The organism is Rhodopirellula baltica SH 1, from assembly GCF_000196115.1.
GTDB classification, from domain to species: domain Bacteria; phylum Planctomycetota; class Planctomycetia; order Pirellulales; family Pirellulaceae; genus Rhodopirellula; species Rhodopirellula baltica.
The window spans coordinates 263,647-283,023 of sequence record NC_005027.1; the positions used below are offsets into that span (position 1 = coordinate 263,647).

The 19,377-nt window shown below is 55.6% G+C and carries 9 protein-coding genes; all 9 read left to right on the forward strand.

Annotated features, from left to right (window positions below; all coding sequences use genetic code 11):
* The first annotated feature begins 18 nt into the window (after positions 1-18).
* Complete coding sequence (locus tag RB_RS01050; RefSeq protein WP_164921309.1) at positions 19-2,634, forward strand: DUF1549 and DUF1553 domain-containing protein; 2,616 nt, start codon at positions 19-21, stop codon at positions 2,632-2,634.
* Positions 2,635-2,646: 12 nt separating this feature from the next.
* Positions 2,647-3,990, forward strand: a complete 1,344-nt coding sequence (locus RB_RS01055) for a DUF1501 domain-containing protein (RefSeq protein WP_011117943.1) — start codon at positions 2,647-2,649, stop codon at positions 3,988-3,990.
* Positions 3,987-5,738 carry an EF-hand domain-containing protein gene (locus RB_RS01060; RefSeq protein ID WP_011117944.1) on the forward strand — a complete coding sequence of 584 codons (1,752 nt, stop codon included), beginning with the start codon at positions 3,987-3,989 and terminating at the stop codon, positions 5,736-5,738. The genes RB_RS01055 and RB_RS01060 overlap by 4 nt, the downstream gene beginning before the upstream one ends.
* 58 nt (positions 5,739-5,796) lie before the next feature.
* Positions 5,797-6,903 carry an AAA family ATPase gene (locus RB_RS01065; RefSeq protein ID WP_011117945.1) on the forward strand — a complete coding sequence of 369 codons (1,107 nt, stop codon included), beginning with the start codon at positions 5,797-5,799 and terminating at the stop codon, positions 6,901-6,903.
* Between the two features lie 178 nt (positions 6,904-7,081).
* Positions 7,082-8,071, forward strand: coding sequence for a DUF58 domain-containing protein (locus tag RB_RS01070; RefSeq protein ID WP_164921310.1), 990 nt, complete (start codon positions 7,082-7,084; stop codon positions 8,069-8,071).
* Positions 8,068-10,464, forward strand: coding sequence for a BatA domain-containing protein (locus RB_RS01075; protein WP_011117947.1), 2,397 nt, complete (start codon positions 8,068-8,070; stop codon positions 10,462-10,464). Before RB_RS01070 ends, RB_RS01075 begins: the two co-directional genes overlap by 4 nt.
* Positions 10,461-13,319, forward strand: coding sequence for a hypothetical protein (locus tag RB_RS01080; RefSeq protein ID WP_011117948.1), 2,859 nt, complete (start codon positions 10,461-10,463; stop codon positions 13,317-13,319). Before RB_RS01075 ends, RB_RS01080 begins: the two co-directional genes overlap by 4 nt.
* Before the next feature lie 92 nt (positions 13,320-13,411).
* Positions 13,412-18,091 (forward strand): hypothetical protein, encoded by a 4,680-nt coding sequence (locus RB_RS01085; RefSeq protein ID WP_164922651.1) that lies wholly within the window; start codon positions 13,412-13,414, stop codon positions 18,089-18,091.
* A gap of 8 nt (positions 18,092-18,099) precedes the next feature.
* Complete coding sequence (locus RB_RS01090) at positions 18,100-19,350, forward strand: prenyltransferase/squalene oxidase repeat-containing protein (RefSeq protein WP_011117950.1); 1,251 nt, start codon at positions 18,100-18,102, stop codon at positions 19,348-19,350.
* Positions 19,351-19,377: the final 27 nt, after the last annotated feature.

A 19,377-nucleotide genomic window follows, 5' to 3' on the forward strand; every position in this document is an offset into this window, starting at 1 on the left:
TTGCACAGGTTCGCTTCCATGACATCCGAACGTCCACAACATCCGTCGTCGATCGACAACGATCCGTCCGAGTTGCATCGCAACGAAGACGATGAATCGTCGGTGGCAATGCTTCTGGCTGACGCACTCGATGCGCCTCCCGTGCCCCGTTCTTTGGTCAAGCGTTTGGATGCTGAGATCACCGAACAATGGGGACATTCGCCGCAGCTGACTCGTTCTCACGCCACCGGAACGGTCACCCTCGCCAGTGCCAAACGAGTGATCAAAACTTCTTGGTGGTTGGCCGGCAGCGTCGCCGCTTCCGTGATGTTGATCGTTTTCTTGACCGGCGGCACCAACACCTACGCTTGGGCCACGGTCATGGAAGCCATGCAGCAGCATGGGTTGATCCAGATCGCCGACGAGGATGGAAACCGCTGGCTCGATCTTTCAAATCAAGTCGCGTGTCAGCAAACGCCTGAAGAAACTCGCTGGGTCGATGTGCGCCGACGGACGGTAATGGTCCGCTCTCATGATGTGGAAACCAAGAGTTCGACACTAGCACTTCCCGGCAACGCTTCACCGACCAAGGAAGAGTTGTTGGCAATGGTGCTGCTGGACCGTCCGTTGACGGCGGAATCGATCGAGCAATTCCGTGGCGTTCGAATCACTCACCAAGAGTGGGAGCAACGACCGGATCGTGGACGCGAAATTGTCGAATTGCAGGTCGAATTCGCAACCCAAGACGACCAACGATATGAGTTGTCGTTGGAATTGGATCCAAAATCAAAACTGCCGCTGGCCATCAACGTCAGCGATCCGCCACAGGATCGGTTGAACACGTCTTCCCTGACTTACCTCAAAGAATCAACAACGGAACTTCAAACAAGATTGCAACTTGCGTCCGCGGATCTGGATACGCCGGCCGACGTTCGATCGCTCGATCGGATTGCGGCAAACAACCGTGCAAGCTCGCCTGAAACGAAGCTTCCCGGGATGCTGGATGACTCACCTGCCAAGGCCAGAACGGACGATGATCCAGCGAGCAACGAAGTTAAACCAACCGTTGACGCTCGTGATTCGATCGTGTCGTTGCCGGTTGGTCCTGCCAACAAGTGGCAGCCCGTGTCGGTGATTTCGCGAAACGACGAACAAGTCATCGCACGTGCGGATTTGATTTTGGATGAACTTTGGGCCGAGCGACAGATCCGTCCGGTCGACCGGGCGACTGACCTGCAACTGCTTCGCCGCGTCTACTTGGACTTGGCCGGACGCACACCAACGGTCACGGAAGTCCGGCGTTTTCTCGAGAACGATTCCGAGAATCGCTATCGAGAACTGGTCGATCATCTGCTCGACTCGCCCGACTACACCTCGCAAATGGCAGCGGTATGGCGATCGTTCTTGATTCCGGAAGGAGTCGACTTGGACGCCTTTGGAGGTCGCGAAGCGTTTGAGAAATGGCTCGCTGAACAGTTTACCAATGATGAACCTTACGACAAAATCGTCCGCCGATTGCTTTTGGCCGAAGGTCGCTTGGCTCAATCCGGACCTTTGCTGTTCTACAGTGCGTTGAAGCTGGACGCCGACCAATTGGCCGCTCGCACCTCACGTGTTTTTCTGGGCATGCGGTTGGAGTGTGCCCAGTGCCACGACCATCCATTTGAACCATGGTCGCAAGAAGATTTCTGGAGTTACGCGGCATTCTTCGCCCAGATTTCACGTCCCAAAGCGATGCTTGAGAACGTTTCGACGGTCATGCAAGTTCGTGATGTCGATCGCGGTGAAGTCATGCTGCCCGAATCGGAAGAGGTCATTTCGCCGCGGTTCCTGGGCCAGGAATGGGAAGACCAAGACGACTCGCAACCGCAAGCCCCACGTCGCCAACGGCTGGCGAATTGGTTGACAGGACCGAACAACCCGTACTTTGCTCGAGCAACCGTCAATCGGGTTTGGAGCCACATGTTTGGCCGAGGAATCGTGGATCCCGTCGATGACTTTGGTGAGAACAACCTGCCCGTCTCGGCTGACTTGATCGACACGCTCGCCAGCCAATTCATCGACAGTGATTTTGATCTGAAGCAACTGGTTCGAACCATCGCTCTCACTCGCGCCTATCAGCTCGCCAGCAGCTCTAACCGCGACGACGATTCACCCGATGCGATCGAAGAGCGTCTGACAACGTTCGCTCAAATGAATGTCAAAACACTGACGCCCGAACAGGTTTATGACTGCATCGCGGTGGCAACCTTATTGGACCAACGGAACGAGGCCTCGGACTACACCCTCGCCCGATTTGGAAACAACCAACGAGACACGTTCCTTCAGCAATTCGCTGCTCCGGCGACGAGCCGTTCGGAGTATTTGGCGGGAATCCCGCAAGCATTGATGCTGATGAACGGTTCGTTGATCGGGCAAGCCACTCACGAACAGAGCAGCGGTTTGATTCGATCGCTCAACGCACCGTTCTTCACCGATGAACAAAGAATCGAAGTGCTGTTCATGGCGACACTGTCCCGACCACCTCGTCCCTCCGAACTCGAATTAGTAGCGGAGTTCATCCCTGCCGATTCCAACCGAGAGCAACGTTACACCGGGATGGCTGACTTGTTGTGGGCCTTGATCAACAGTTCCGAATTCACCCTCAACCATTGACGGAGCGTTTCCATGTCATTTCCAAACATGAATTCACCATCACGACGCCGCTTCATGCAGTCGATGGCCGCAGGTATCGGCGGAGTCAGTGCGAGCGGTTGGTTCCCAGCACTCGCGGAAGCGGCCGCGAATGATCCTAAGCGTCGTCGTCACTGCATTTTATTGTGGATGAGTGGTGGCCCAACGCAAACCGATACCTTTGACATGAAACCCAACCATGAAAATGGCGGTGAGTTCAAAGAGGTGCAAACATCGGCTCCTGGATTGCGTTTCAGCGAGCACCTTCCCAAGCTCGGCTCGATGGCCGACAAACTCGCCGTCCTGCGTGGTTTGTCAACCAAGGAAGGGGACCACGGTCGTGGGTCCTACCTGATGCGAACCGGTCAAAAACCGATGGGCCCGGTTCAGTACCCGTGCATCGGTTCCGCGATCGGCAAACAGCTTGCCGAGGACACGATGAGTCTTCCCAGCAACGTCAGCATCGGAACCTATCGGGCATTCAATCAAGACGCGTTTGGTCCCGGTTTTCTCGGGCCGCGTTTTGGACCGCTGTTCGTCGGAGCGACCGATGTGCCGGGTGGAATGTCAAACGGAGAAGATGGCTATCCCAACCTCAAGGTTCAGTACTTGGATCGAGCCGAAGGCATCGATGCCGAACGGATGGACAAGCGATTGAAAATTTGGCGTCGTTTGCAATCGCACTTCGTGACCTCACGCCAAGCCGGTGCGGCGGGAATGCACAACGAAGTTTATGAGGGTGCCGTTCGGCTGATGAACAGCGATGACGCGAAAGCGTTTGACCTATCGGACGAACCTGAAAAGCTGCGTGAGGCTTATGGCAACAACGTGTTCGGCCAAGGTTGCTTGATGGCCAGACGCTTGATCGAACGAGGCGTTCCCTTTGTCGAGGTTTCGCTCGGAACGGACAGCACGTCGGTCGGATGGGACACGCACACAGACAATTTCAACGCCGTGCAAAATCTTTCGACCATCCTCGACAATGGCTGGGGGACGTTGATGCAAGACTTAGAAGACCGGGGCTTGCTCGAGTCAACCACAATCGTGTGGATGGGAGAATTCGGTCGCACACCAGCGATCAATCCAAACGCGGGACGCGACCACTTCCCGAATGCTTGGTCCAGCGTGCTTGCCGGCGGCGGAATCGCCGGTGGGCAAGCGTATGGCAAGACGAGCGAAGATGGCACGGAGGTGATCGATGGCAAGATTAGTGTCCAAGACTTAATCAGCACGCTCTGCAAAGCGTTGGGTTTGGGCAGTGCACCTAGCAACATGTCGCCTGGCGGCCGCCCCATCCCCATCGCCGAAGGTCGAGCCATTGAGGAAGTGTTGGCATGAGTCGTCTCGGTAATCGAAACGTTGCGTTGATCGCATTTGCCGTTCTGAGTGCGTTCGTTCCATGCTGCATTGGCGTTGCCGTTTGTGATGACACATCGCAATCGCTCGACGCTGAGCCACTGGCAAGCTCGCCGGTCAAGATGCTAAGCAGCAGCACGTCAGAGACTCGGCAGCCGAGCATGATCATTGGAGTTCCCATCGCTCCTCCGGCCAGTTTGCCAGCCGAAAAGCTGCCTCAGTACCGGATCGAACTGCCACGCCACAACGAAGCGGATGAGTCCTTCGCAGACGGTCAAATCCAGTTCGCCATCACGCATCCAGACTTACTGACGCAAATCGGTCGTCCCTTGCGTGTCAAAGCAAAGGTCCAAGTGGATGGCAAACCATTCAGTGAAGTTCGGTCCGCCTACGCAACGTCCGCTCAAACCGCTGAGCAGCCACCGTTGATGGAGCAATTGTCGGATCTAGTCGAAGCGGTTGCATCAGCGTCCGAGTCCGTTGCGGACGAAATAGAAGCTGCATCCGAGGAGGGGAAAGAAGAGAACGGGAATGACGAGGATGCAGATGAAGACGACGATGCGGACGACACAGAGGATGAAGACGCGACGCCGCCCATCAGTCCAGCTACGTTGGATCCCTACCGCATGACCACCGCCCCAGACGAAACGATGCGTCGATTCGCAGAGGCGATCGGTGAGGACCTAACTGATATCGAATCGAATTGGTTGCTGAGTCATTGGACGATCGGCCCGCCGTTGCTGGTGGTCCATCCCTATTTCCAAAGTTTTCGATCTGATCAACGTCCCGCCTTTGATATCCTGGACCGAGATCGTGACGGCACCGTGTCACAGCCAGAGATGTTGCAATCGGTGGAATCATTCAACAAATGCGACGCGAATCGTGACGAAGTCGTCGACGCAATGGAACTGGCAAACGCTGCCGACAACCTCAAGGACCCGGCACACATTCCACTTTCAAACGGTCCGCTGCTCTGGTTGCCCGATGATTTAATTGGCGTCCAAGAAACCGATCCGCTGCTGTATGAACTGGTTCGATCACTCGACGAAGACCAAGACGGAACCGTTTCTGAATCCGAAGTGAATGAATGGTCGGTCCAACCAGCCGACATCGAAGTGTCGATCAACTTCTCCACCGCATCGCCCGAGTCGGCTCGTGTGGACGTCGTCAGAGTTGGCAAAGAGGTTTCGGCCAATATCGTGCCCACCACGAATGCCAATGGAATCGACGTCGCATTTGAAGCGGTCACGATTCGTTTGTGCGGGGTCCAAGAAAGTCCATCGCCAGAATTCGCGAAAGCGATGTCGGGACAGGTTTCTCTCGGAGCGATCGTGGATGGTTATCCGCTGCTTCCGAATTTGGACCCGAACGATGATGGTCGATTCACCATTCGCGAATTGCGGAAATTGGAACAGCTTCTGCGAACGTTCGACCGCGATGGCGATCAATCCATCACCCGCTCGGAAGCCGCGTCGCCGATTCGTGTTTGCATCGGACTCGGGCCAACCGCACACCGTGAACTGGCGAACGTCCGAGACACAAGTCAACCAGAGACTTCGCCCAGCGTGACGGCACCCGAATGGTTCCAAAGAATGGACCGAAACCTCGACAACGACCTATCCCGCCGAGAGTTTCCGGGCACCGACGAACAGTTCCGTTCACTCGACGCTGATGGTGACGAACTGATTGACGCCAGCGAAGCACAAACTTTCGAACAATCAGCCGAATAACAGCCCCCCACGAACATTCTTTTGGCCATTGAACTGGCCAACAAAAAACTGACATCCATTGGAAGATCCATCGGAGAAGACCATGCCCAGCCGTCTTGAGACCATCAACGCTGTCAATTCGAACCACACGAACAACCATGTAAAACAACCGGAAATGGATGTTGCTTTGGTGGTTGATCAAATGCACGAGAAATTATCCGAGTTGCGTGAACAACTGGCGGGCGTGATCGTCGGCCAAGAAGAAGTCGCGGAACAATTGCTGATCGGGATTCTTTGCCGCGGTCACTGCATCCTGCAGGGCATGCCGGGACTCGCCAAAACGATGATGGTGTCGACGCTTGCATCACTAACCGACCTGAGTTTTCGCCGCGTGCAGTTCACACCGGACCTCATGCCCGGCGATATCACCGGCACAGAAGTGTTGGAAGAAGATCACACGACCGGCAAGCGCATCTTCCGCTTTGTCGAAGGGCCATTGTTTGGCAATGTGATTCTGGCCGACGAAATCAACCGCACGCCGCCAAAGACCCAAAGTGCGTTGCTCGAAGCGATGCAGGAACACCAACTAACGGTTTGCGGAAAAACCTACAAGCTTCCGGATCCGTTCTTTGTTTTGGCCACCCAAAATCCAGTCGAAACGGAAGGCACGTATCCTTTGCCGGAAGCCCAACTGGATCGTTTCCTGCTGAAAATCCATGTTCGCTATCCCACTCGGGATGAAGAACGTGAAATCGCAAGACGTCAAACCACCGATTACTCGTTCGAAACGAAAACGGTTCTGGACGTCGAACAGATTTCACAGATGCAATCGCTCGTCCGCAGCGTCGTCGTCTCGGACCACGTCTACAACGCCGCATTGGATCTCGTGCGAGGCACGCGTCCGGACGAGGGGAGCATGTCGGCCGAACTAAAGAACATGGTTCAGTTCGGAGCGGGCCCGCGAGCCACCATCGCCCTGTTGATGGCGGCGAAAGCGAGAGCTTTGGTCAATCGTCGTTGTCACGCAACGGTTGCTGACTTGGTCGCTGTCGCGAAGCCGGTTCTGCGGCACCGCGTCATCCTGACGTTCAACGCCGAAGCCGCCGGAGTCGACGCCGACTCAGTCCTGGAGAAGAACATCGCACAAACTCCATCGCTAAAGAACAACTCGCCCGTCGTCAGCTAACGACCTCTCGGCAAGCCGGCAGAAGTCTTTCGGCATCGGAACTGTTTTGGCAAAACGCCACTGTTCCCACGTACAACCGGGACGAACGCTCAAACAGCTTGCTTGGTTCTGCCCGATCACTCCCGCGTACCTGTTTGCGTCCCCATCCGTCTTTCCTACCAACGATCGTCACCGATTCATGCTTGGACTGTTTCGACGTCAATCCAAATTCGACGCTCACGCCCCGACGAAGAAGTCCGGGGCTGGAGCAAGTGATTTGGTTGATCCGGTCGTGATGGACCAAATCGGGCACTTGGAACTGCTGTCACGAACGGTGGTCGACGGATTGTTGGCTGGCAAACATCGTTCGACCACGAAGGGCGGGTGTTGCGAGTTCGCTCAGCACCGCCAGTACGCGCCGGGAGATGAGATCCGACAAATTGATTGGCAGGTGTACGCCCGAAATGATCGCTACTTCGTTCGACAGTTCGAGGAAGAAACCAACTTGCATGCGATGTTGGCGGTGGATTCGAGTGGCTCGATGAACTTTGGGCTCTCGACGATCAGCAAACTCGATTATGCACGCCGCGCCGCAGCGTGCCTGGCGAGATTGTTGCTGCATCAGCGTGACTCGGTTGGTTTGACCGTCCTCCACGAAAGCAATTCGCGATTCATTCCTGCCAAGCAGCACGCCGCACACCTGCGAACCCTGATGGCGGCTCTGCAGTCCGCTGATGCAAGCGGCGAGGGGAATCTAAGTCATCAAGTCCAGCACTGCGTCGCAAGACAACGACGTCGCGGTTTGCTGGTGTTGCTATCGGACTGCTTCGGCGATCTCGACGAATTGGCCACGGCCCTGCGGATCGCTCGCGCACGGGGCCACGATGTGGTGGTGATGCACATCCTCGCACCGGAAGAACTGACATTCAATTTTCGTCGATGGTCCGCCTTTCAATCTCTCGAAATCGCTTCGCAGCGTCTCCATTTGGACCCGCCCGCGGTGCGTGATCAATACCTGCAACGCATGCGAACATTCCTTGCCGACTTGGAAGAAATGGTCGTCGGTTTAGGTGGTGACTACGTGCGGATGACGACCGCCACGGACCTGGCCGACACGCTGGGGTGGTTCCTGCGAAATCGAATGGCACGCCGAGGACTCGCGACGAATCGGGGGGCAGTGGGACGATGAGTTTTCTCAGTGTCGCGTTCTTGTTTGCATTGCCATTGGTCGCCGCGCCGTTGCTGCTGCATCTGTTTGATCGCCGCCGCAACGAAACGGTTCAGTGGGGTGCGATGCAGTTTTTGATGGAGGCGTCTGCTCGCAAAACCAGTTCACGAAAGCTAAAGCAGTGGTTGCTGCTGTTGCTGCGTTGCTTAGCCATTGCCGCATTGATTTTTGCATTGGCTCGACCGCTGCTGCCGACCGGATATCTCGGTGGAAGTGAGCAGGGCGAGACGATTTTCGTGATCGACAATTCGATGTCCATGTCCCGCAAAACGGACTCCGGAACGATGATCGCGTCAGCAACCCAACATGCGGTGGACCAACTCGAAAAGATCTCGGCCCGCGATGACATTCGAATTCTGACAACCGCCCCGTATCCGACGTGGCTCCATTCAGGAACGACGCGCGGGGACCAACGCAATCGCGAATGGATCACCGAACAATTGCGGAGTATTGATGCCACCGAGGGACGCAGTGATCTGCTTGCCGCTCTGTTCACCGCGGTCCAACTCGAACATCAACCCACACAAAACACCAGACGAATTGTGGTGCTGACCGATGGCCAGGCCACTGATTGGAGAACCGAAGACGAAGTCGGCTGGCAACGACTTCAATCCGTCCTCAATGAAACGTCCATTCGCACGGAAATCGAAACGGTTCGTTTGGACGACCAGTCTCAGAGAACGAACAAAGGCAACATTGCGGTTGATTCGATCACTCTGGATCGAACGGTGGTTGGTTCTGAAACACCGATCACGGCCATCGCGACTCTACGAAACTATGACATCGCGACGGTGGATGCCGCCGAACTGACTTGGAGCGTCAACGACGTTCCCGTTCATCAGCAAACGATCGCTTCGATCGAAGGCGAGCAGTCCGCTGAGGCCAATTGGAATCACAAGTTTGACGATCCCGGGATCTATCGATTGAGTTGTCGTTTGGATCGAGACGACGATTTACCAGCCGACAACGTTGCCAGTTTGATTGTCGAAGTGGTCGACCGTTTGCCCGTTGTCGTGGTCGAATCTGCAACTGACTACGCAGAAATGCAACAAGACTCGTTCTTTGTGCAAGCGGCTCTTGGATGGATCGATGGACAACCGCTTAACGACACGTCGGTCTATGTTCCGACATTGATCACGCCCAACGAACTTCCAACGGTCGATCTCAGCGAGCAGCGGGTTGTCATCATCCCCAATCTCACGGAGTTGCCTTCCGATGCTGTCTCGCGATTGACCGAATTTGTGTCCGATGGTGGTGGACTATGGATTGGATTGGGACCGCGTACCAACGTTGATTTCTTCAACCATCAACTGTTCGCCGACGCCAGCGGATTGGCTCCGCGAAGGCTTGACCAAATCGTCGATGCGTCGCCGGCAGGAACTGGCACCGACGCGGAGCAACCGTTGGACATTGAGGAAGATTCTTCGACGGATCAACCCGTTCGGATTGATCCGTTTCGCAGCGATCATCCTGCGACGCGACATCTGGCGGACAACGCGCAACTGGATTTGGGTGACGCATCCATTCAGCGTTATTACCAATTCAGTTCCGTCAATGACGACGACGATGACCGGGCGACGCTCTTGCGATTGAGCAACGACGCACCACTCGCCGTGGAAAACTTTGTGGGGCAAGGCCGCGTGATCGTGCAATCCATTCCGCTGCGGTTGCAATGGAGTGACCTGGCTCGAACGCAGTCATTTGTCGTGATGGTTCGCGACTGGATCGATTACTTGGCTCAGCCCCGTGCGACGCAATACAATTTGCTTCCTGGCCAACCCATCGTGGTTCGAGTCTCGAAGGACACGATGAATTCAGACTTAGCGGGCGATCTCAACACACCAACGGGATTCCTGCAAACGCCGGGCGATGAATCAATCGAGCTGACCGCTCAGTATGCCGACGAGGGTTTCGAATTTCGGTCCAGCCAAACTCGTCGACCGGGTCCATACAGATTGCAAATTGGTCTGGACGAAGCCGGCGTTCCTTTTCAAGTCCAGCGTTCATCGGACGAGTCCAATCTGATCTCACTCAGCCGTGCCGCATGGCAACAAATCGCCAACTCAACGACGCCCAAGGCGTGGACCGAAGATCGCACGCCGGTCACGAGTGCACACACCGATCCAGTTTGGCCGTACTTGCTGCTGGCATTGATTGGACTGATCACCGGCGAGTTGGTTCTCTCAGGCATCATGGCTCGCGAGCGATTTGGGTCGGCGGGAATTCCTGAGTCATCGGAATTGGATGCATCGCACCTGAGTTCGTTTGGGCCGAGGGGATTGGACCTGACGCCAACGTCTGTGCAACCAAGGTCATCCGCAGAGGCGGAAACGTTGGAGGCGACCAACCGATGAACCTCACCGAAACCTCCGCCAACGAATACCTCTCGTACGAACATCCGTTCAACTCTGGACTGCTGTTGCTGCTGGGTGTGGGTTGCTTGGGCATTCTACTTTGGACACTCTATCGAGAGCGAAACATTCTGGGCCGGGCAACGACCGGACTGTTTTCGGTTCTACGTTTAGGAGCCCTCTGCGTTGCATTTTGGATGCTGCTCGCTCCCACCAGCGTCGTCGAACAATCGACCTCCACTCGAAAAGCCATCGTGTTCGTGACTGACTCCAGTGCGAGCATGAAAACGGTCGATCCACCCGGATTGTCTGACGATTGGCGTTGGGCGATGTCAGGCTCTGACGACGACACGCAACAACCGTACGCTGAACCACTCAAACTCACCGATCGGTCTCTCGCGGCGATCGGTTTCGCAACACAACAGATGACCTTGGCGGTCACAGAACTCGATCAACACGGCGCCGAAACCTCCGTCGCCGAGCGTCTGAAATTGGCGAACCAGTCGATCGTTCGGGTTCGAACTCACCTCGAGAACATTCGCGGCTCGCTGCCCGCGTCCGTTGACAGCGAAGTCGACTCTTCGCTTCGTCGTTTGGTCCTGATGATCGACAGCCCGGAGTTTGATGCGTTCTCAGAACTCACCAAAATGCTGGAGCGGAATCGCACGCCCAACCAAGCCGGATGGCGTGAAAGCCTTCCAGACTTGGCCGAACGACTCGTCACGGCTCGCCGAGTCCTCCATGAATTGGCAGGCCAATTTGAACGTGCCATCGGCGATCAATCACAAAACGCACCTTCGCAATCGACCGCTTTCACCGACCGAACTCGTGGTGATCGGGTCGCGAAATTCCTCACCGGGTTGGAACAATCGAAATTGAATGCGATCTCCGAGGTCGCCGACATTCGCTGGATCTCGTTTGATGACGCCGCGACGGCGATGACGAGCGTCGCGGACACCAACGAACGTCTGGCGTCTCTCACCGATCAAGAGAATTCAGCCAAAACGACCGATGTCGGTGCCGCGTTGCAGTTCGTTGACCAACTGCATCGCGATCAACCCATCGCCGCGGCGTTCGTTTTGTCTGACGTCGCGCACAACCACGCTCATGAACGAGAGCCCACTGAAGTTGCCGCCCAAATGGATTCGACTCCCGTCTACGTCATTCCAATCGGCAACGATTCGCGTTTGCGAGACATCGACCTGATCTCCGTGTCGGCCCCCGCCGTTGCCATGCGAAACGACGATGTTGTCATCGAAGCTCACCTGGGGATCTACCAATGCAAAGGCGAACGATGCTCCGTCCAGTTGTTGCAATCCGGTGAGGTCATAGATTTCCGAAATGTCTTGATCGATTCCGATGCGGAAACACGATCCGTGCAATTCCAACAGCGTGTCGCGGAGATTGGATCGGCATCCTTTCAGATCGCCATTCAACCACTCGATGGCGAAATGACGACGGACAACAATTTTGACGAGATCGAGATCAACGTCACACGAAGCGACATCAAAGTCTTGTTGGCCGATGAGATGCCTCGTTGGGAATACCGATACTTGGCTCAACTTTTCCGACGTGATCCAAAGATTGAACTCGACGAACTGCTATTCCGACCTCGACTGATCGCAACCGGGCATCGCCAAGAAGCGGGCGGCTTTCCCGTCACGGTCGAAGAATGGAACCGATACGACGTCGTCATCTTGGGTGATCTTCCCGTTGAACATCTGCCGGTTGCCTCGCAGACTTCTTTGCTGCAATACATGCGAACGCGAGGCGGAACGGTCATCACCATCGCCGGCGACCACGCGATGCCTCAGGCATACGTCGACCATCCGCTTGAAGAAGCCATTCCGGTTCGACCGATCGACCAGCCAGACGACGCCGGCCAGCAATACTCCTTCCAGGTCACCGAACAAGGTCGCTCCCATGCGGCATTGATGATTGCTGAAACCGAACTGGCGACCAACAACGCGTGGGCGTTTGTGAACCAGTTTTCGCCTCTGCACAGCGTTTCGAATTGGCGTGCTCCCGTCCCGACGGCTCAAAGCTTGATCGCGGTTGTCCCACGAGGTGAACCTCTCGCGATGAATGATCCCGCCCTCAAACAATCCAGCTTTCTTTGTTGGCAACCTGTTGGGCGTGGACGAATCATCTACCTGTCTGGACCGGACACCTATCGTCTGAGATTCCTTCGGGGTGACACGCTGCACTATCGGTTCTGGGGTCAATTGATGCGATGGGCGATCGCTTCGGATCTGTCATCCGGGAATCAATCGGTTCGACTTCGCACCGCGAAAACGCTTTATGAAACGGACCAATCGGTTGACATTGATGTCGAGTTATTGGATGCCGATGGGCAACCAGTGATTCGCGACGTCACCGACACGGACACCCTCAGTGTCCGTTTGTCCGTTGGTGAGGACGTACGCACGATCCCGCTCGTCATGGACGATGAACGTCCCGGACACTACCGAGCCGACGTCCGCGAATTGGCCCCGGGCGTGTACCAAGCCAAACCGGAAGGCTCTTTGATCGATGAGCTGACCGCGATGGGATCCGACGATGACCAATCGCTCAACGAAGAAGTGATCACGACGTTCACAGTCCAGGCCGACCTTCCGACCGAGCTGGTCGACACGCGATCCAATCTCGTGTTGGCAGACCAAATTGCGACCGTGACCGGCGGGCAAGTTCTGCCGCCCACCGCGGTCGAAGAAGTTTTGGAACTCACTGACTTAGAACCTGTCGTGACGCACAGCGTTCAACGTCAACCGCTATGGCAACGATGGCGATATCTCTGGCTGGTGCTGGGGTGTTTGCAAGTCGAATGGATCATCCGCAAGTCCAGAGGGCTATCCTGATCATGTCTACCACCATCACATCTCGGCCATTTTCGCACCGAATTCCTTCGGCAATCGAAAGCAAACTGCGGCGGATACGACTGCGGCATGCAATGCTGATCATCGCGTCGGCGATGGCATTTTCAATCGGTGTGTTGCTGCTGTTGATGATCCCGTCGATGTTGATCGATTGGATGTTTCCATTTGCATCGCCGTTGCTTCGCATCACACTGACTGGCATCACGATTGTTGCAACGTTGACCACCGCGGCCTATTGGTTGATTGGTCCGCTGCGGCAATCTTGGCAATGGCTGCGAGCGGCCAACGCGGTCGATGACAATGTTCCGGAGTTGGAAGAACGCTGGTCCACCGTCGCCAGTCTTTCCACGCAAGACCGTTCGACGATGTCCGCCACGCAGCGTGCAATGGCGAACCAGGTGACCAGCGAAGCTGTCGCGATGGAGCGAATGGTCCAGCCCCGTCGCATCGCCCCGCCAATCAAAATCCGTCCGGGCCTTCTGCTCGCGGCGTCCGGCATCGTGCTCTTCGCGATCGTGTTCGCGATCAGCCCCAGCCGCGTTTCGGTTCTGCTGAAGCGGTTTTGGTTTCCCACGCAGAACATCACCGCAACGCAGCTCGCCAGCGTAACCGGAGAACCGTTTGTCCCCCGCGGCGACTCGATCGAATTGGTCACTCGTGCCAGCGGTGTGGTTCCATCCTCTGCCACCATCAGTGTGATGCAGCCGGACGGTCAGATCGAAGAGCATCGCCTGACCGCGGACGAGACCTCACCGGACACGTGGTCCCACAAAATGCGGGTGGACGAGGATGTGTCGTACCGAGTTCGTGCGGGTGACGCACAAACGGAATGGCTGCGTCTTCAAACGATTGATTTCCCAGAAATCGATCAGATCGAATTTGGCGTCGAATTCCCGGCCTACACCAAACGTGCCCCGATCCTGCTCGACCGATTGCCTCGGCGGGTCAAAGTTCCGCAGGACAGCGTGTTGCGGCTCGCGATCAAGCCACTCGATTCGCTGAAAAAGCTTTCAATCTCGCTGACGGATCCTGAAATCCCAACACCCGACACGACCGTGTCTGACGACGGCAAAACATCGCTCACTGACATGGACATCCGAGAGCTATCACCCGAGGCAGACGGATGGTATCGGCTGCAGTTGCCATTGATCGATGACGTGTTGCTGCGACCTACCTTGCTCAGTCCCCACGACCTGACCAACCAACGACGTCTGTTCTCACGAATCGATGTCATTGAAGACAAAGCACCGGTTGCCCGAGTGATCACGCCAAATGACGAAACCGCAGTGGCGGAAGATGAAATCATCGAGATCAAGTTCGAAGCCCATGATGATCACGGAATCGAGAAAGCCGAATTGGTGATCTATGACGAATCGCAACGGGATGCCGACGGCAACGCAAAGGTGCTGCATGTCCAACCCATTCCGCTCGGCGACCAAGCCAACCAAAAGCATTTGATCGCAAAAACCAAGCTGGACCTGAAAGAACTGGGGCTCACCGAAGGCCAAGAGATCAGCTACTCCATCCGCGTGACGGACAACAAACCCGAAACAGATTCATTGGCAACCAAACCCAATGGCCGGCAAGCCGAAAGTGAATCAGCTAAGAGTGAATCATCGAAGAGCGGTTCACCCAAGAACGAATCGCTGGCGAAATCGGAGAATACACAGAATCCTGATGCCACTCGCAAAGGCGACTCTCCTCAATCCGCCGACTCAAAGAACAGTGACTCAAAGAACAGTGACTCAAAACTAGCTGACTCGAATCCAGCTGACTCCATGCAAGCCGACTCGGAAAAAGCTGAAGCGAAGCAAGCTGAAGCGAAGCAAGCTGAAGCGAAGCAGGCTGATTCGGAAATGGATGACTCGGATCCGGCAAACCGCAAGTCTGGCGAAACCCAACCCAACGAAAACAATCCTGCAGGCGATGAACCTTCAGAAGCCGATCCGACTGACTCAACCAACGCCGACCTGAAGTTGGCTGATACAGGTCCGGCCGACCGAGACGATGCAGCCAAGAACGCTGGCGATCAGCAATCCGATGCCAAAACAAAACCAGCCCTCATGGACACCGCCAATCAGTCCATGCCACCGGAATCGGACAACAACTCGCAGAACAGCAAGACAGAACCATCGGGTGCTGATCGCTCCTCCAAACCCGCCCCGAATGCGATCGCGGCGGCGGACTCTCCAGCGCAAGCGGGTGCCACAAAACCAAAACCTCCAGGCAAACCCACCAATCCATCAGGCGATCAACCAAGGAATTCGTCCGACGCCAAGAAGTCCAACCCAAAGAATCCTGATGCCAACAAAATGGCTCAGTCCGATTCGTCCAAATCCAAACCTCAACCCAAAGTACCTGCAACCAAAGTCGCCAAAGAGTCGAAACCTCAGCCCAAGGCTCCTGCAAAACAGATGGAGTCACAAAATTCGACTGTCAGTCATGTGACCTCGTCCAACCGCCAACGAAAGCAAAAGGGCCAAAATGCGACGACCGGCCGGCGTCGGCTCAAAATCACCGACAAATTATCCGCGATCGCGGAGGCCGAAGAACGTCCGGGCGACGAACTCAAGATGCGAGAATCGGTCGTCGAGATTGATCAGATGCTCGCCGAAATTGAGACTGGATTGAGAAAACTCGTTGAGCGAAAGATCGCCGACTCCGATCGCAGTGAACAGTTTCGTCGCCTCGACACGGGTCTGGGCAACGTCGAAGATTTCGTCGCCAAGTTGAGAGAACAGACTCGGGAGAGCCAATATGCATTTGTTGGTTTGCAGATGGTCGACATCACGCGATCGCACGTCACGCCAGCCCGCGACCGAGCGTTCGCGGGATCACAACGTGCCGGTTCAGACAACGCCGACGCCACGATGGGACTGCAGCATGTCGTCCGAGCTCGTGAATTGCTGGGTGCACTGCTGAAACGGTTTGACCGAGTCAAGCGAGAGAAGAAACTTAAGAAAGAGATGGACGAAGCGATCACCATCTATGAGGTCTATTTGGAGAAACGACGCCAGTTGATGCGGGAAGCTCGACAAAACCGCAATCCACTGGATCGAAAGATGGCGATCGTCGAAGTCGACCAGGCCTACTTGGATCGACTGGCAGAAGTCCTCGAACTACGGCGGGCCATGATGGACGAGTTTGCGGCCATGCTCGGCGACGACCCACGATTGCTCTCGCGATACATGGAATTGGTGCAGCGCCGTCAGAAATCTCTTCGGAACGAACTTTCGGATCTCTCGCAACGGCAATACGACCTGACCGAAGAAGTGATGAATTGGCTGCAAATCGATACAACCCAGCGTCCTGACCTTTGGACCATCATCATCGAATTGCGATTGAGTGCCGCCGAAGATCTCGCCAAGGACGCCGCTCAGCTGGCTGAGCGAATTCAGAAACAACTGCCATTGGAGGTCAATGCTGAATCAGGAACGGCAGCGAATCTGATTCGAACGGCCAATCAAATTTCCGCGACCGCGAGAAACATCCAGTTTGAAGCCGACGAGCTATTCGCAAATTCCAATGGCGAAGCGAAGAACCAAGATTCGACCACCGGCGCCCGTTCATTGATCGACCAATGCGAACGATTGTTCTCGCAATTGGACCGATTGCAATTTGAAAACGAAGGCAATGATGCGTTGGCACTCTATGTCGAATCTCGCATTCAAGAAACTCGTGTCGTCGCTGACCAAACGGATGTGTGGGCCGACCTTCATCGGAACATTCAAAACAATGACTACGGCGGGTTGGTTCAGACCGAACAATACCGACTCGCGGTCTCCACTCAATTGCTGCGAGTCGAGATGCTGGATATGGAACCGAACTTGACCGCAGAATTTCTACGGACGGTCAACACTGACTTGCCAGGCGAAATCAAAGACATGATTCGCACGTTGCATCGATTGATGGAAACCATCACGTACAACCAAATCGCAGCGTCCATCCGATCCGGCCATCGCAATTTGGAATCGGGCAACGAACAACAACAATTGGCAACCGACCGACTCACCGAAGCGGAAGAATTGTTCGACAAAATCCGACGTACCGTCGTGACGCATTTGGACGAGTACGACCCTCGCGATCCGAACATTGGTGATTTGCGAGATCCAACGCTCGATGAATTCTTGGCGAGACTCGAACGCGAACCCAACATTGCTTCTCAATTGGGCATTCCAAATCGTCGAACGAACCTTCGGGTCCGGGCCGATACGTTGTTGTGGCAAGAATCTGCAAGCGGCGCAGCGCTGGCGGCTTCTCAAGTGGCCGCGGACCAGCGGGCAAAGCAGGCGATGAAGATGGAGAAGCCGAAGCGAAAAAATCGCAAACCCGGTGACAAATCATCGGAAGAATTGTCGAAGGAACAACGCGAACAGGCAAAGCAAGCGCAAGACATGCTCGCCAAAACGTTGCTGGAAATTGAAAAGCAAAAAGAGAACGGTGACCCGTCAGACGCCGAGCGACAACGGCTTGATGAAATGGCGGAAAAGATCAAGGGACTGATGAACCAAGATGGCGACAACGCGTCGGCCGAGCGAGCTTGGCAACAAATCGTGCAAGCCGACGAGGCCAAGGAACTGATGCAAGCGATCGCCAACGGTGAATTCATCGCGGATCAGCAATGGAACCGTCTGCTGTCGACACTCGACGATGGACTTTGGCAAGTTCAGGGCAACCGCCCGCCGGAAGCCTACCGCAAAGCGATTGAACAGTACCAAGATCAACTCCGCGTGTTGATGTCAACGATCGATTAGGTCTGAGCATGCAAATCCCAAACACACCTGCCCCTGACGCGGACACAACCACACACGAAGAAGGCCGACTGACCTTGCTGATCAAACGCTTGAAACGATGCAAGCTCATCGCAACGCAAACGACACTTGCTGCGTTGCTCATGTGCGTCGCGATGCCCGCTGCCGCACAAGACTCTCCGCCGGTGATTGCCACCTCGGCAAACCTGAGTTCGGCGCTGCCGGCGAGCGAATGGGCTCGCGTGGAATCATCCGTTGATGAAGGATTGAAATGGCTGGCCAGTCAGCAAGCCGAAGACGGCCGATTCCCGAGTGAAGAAGTCGCCCAGCCTGCCGTCACTTCCCTGGCAATCATGGCTTTCCTGTCTCGCGGGCACTTGCCCGACAAAGGTCCCTACGGCGCGCAAATCTCTCGAGCGATTGACTTTGTCCTCAGCACCCAACGTCGTCGTGGTTATTTTTCGCTGCAACCGGTGCTACCTCCGGTCGGACACCTGAAACCGTCTCAGACGGTGATCTACAACCATTCCATCGCTGGATTGATGCTGGGTGAGGTTTATGGAATGGGTTCCGGGGAACGGTCGGAACGGATCGAAGAAGCCCTGCACCGTGCACTGGTATTTCATCGCGAAGTTCAATCACGCACCAAGGGAAAAGAATCCGACCGGGGCGGTTGGCGATACGGATATCCCGAGAGCCCCGATGCGGCGTCCGATATGTCCGTGACCGGTTGGGCGTTGATGTTTTTACGGTCTGCCCGCAACGCTGAATTCAACGTACCGAAACAGTACTTTGACGAAGGCCTGGACTTCGTCGAGTTGTGCTACGAACCCGATCCGGGTGAACATGAGAAAGGCGTCTTCCGCTATCGACCTCATGCCTCGCAAGACAATCCTCAAATCACTCTCGCGAACACCGCGTCCGCGACGCTCACGTTGATCCTGGGTGGACGGCAAAACCACGCGAGCATTCCGGTCTCAGTGCGATGGTTCCGAACGAGAAGCTATCCCAGCCCGTGGCAGAACAACTACTACTACCTTGCGACTTACTACAGCAGCCAAGCGATGGCACAGGTCGGCGGAGAAACCTGGGAAGAAATGTTTCCGCAGATCGCCGCAGGATTGCTGAAGGAGCAGACCGAAAACGGTGCGTGGCCACCGGGCGGGTCGAACGAACAACACTTTGGTTCGACGTACAGCAGCTCGCTCGCCATTCTGGCTCTGACCCCCGCTTACGGCTTGCTACCGATCTATCAACGGTAGCAAACCGGCTCGCGTCGCGGTCCGCAT

Coding starts and splice junctions, on each gene's coding strand:
- RB_RS01050 (WP_164921309.1), top strand. CDS start 19: ATGACATCCGAACGTCCACAACATCCGTCGTCGATCGACAACGATCCG.
- RB_RS01055 (WP_011117943.1), top strand. CDS start 2,647: ATGTCATTTCCAAACATGAATTCACCATCACGACGCCGCTTCATGCAG.
- RB_RS01060 (WP_011117944.1), top strand. CDS start 3,987: ATGAGTCGTCTCGGTAATCGAAACGTTGCGTTGATCGCATTTGCCGTT.
- RB_RS01070 (WP_164921310.1), top strand. CDS start 7,082: ATGCTTGGACTGTTTCGACGTCAATCCAAATTCGACGCTCACGCCCCG.
- RB_RS01075 (WP_011117947.1), top strand. CDS start 8,068: ATGAGTTTTCTCAGTGTCGCGTTCTTGTTTGCATTGCCATTGGTCGCC.
- RB_RS01080 (WP_011117948.1), top strand. CDS start 10,461: ATGAACCTCACCGAAACCTCCGCCAACGAATACCTCTCGTACGAACAT.
- RB_RS01085 (WP_164922651.1), top strand. CDS start 13,412: ATGCTGATCATCGCGTCGGCGATGGCATTTTCAATCGGTGTGTTGCTG.
- RB_RS01090 (WP_011117950.1), top strand. CDS start 18,100: ATGCAAATCCCAAACACACCTGCCCCTGACGCGGACACAACCACACAC.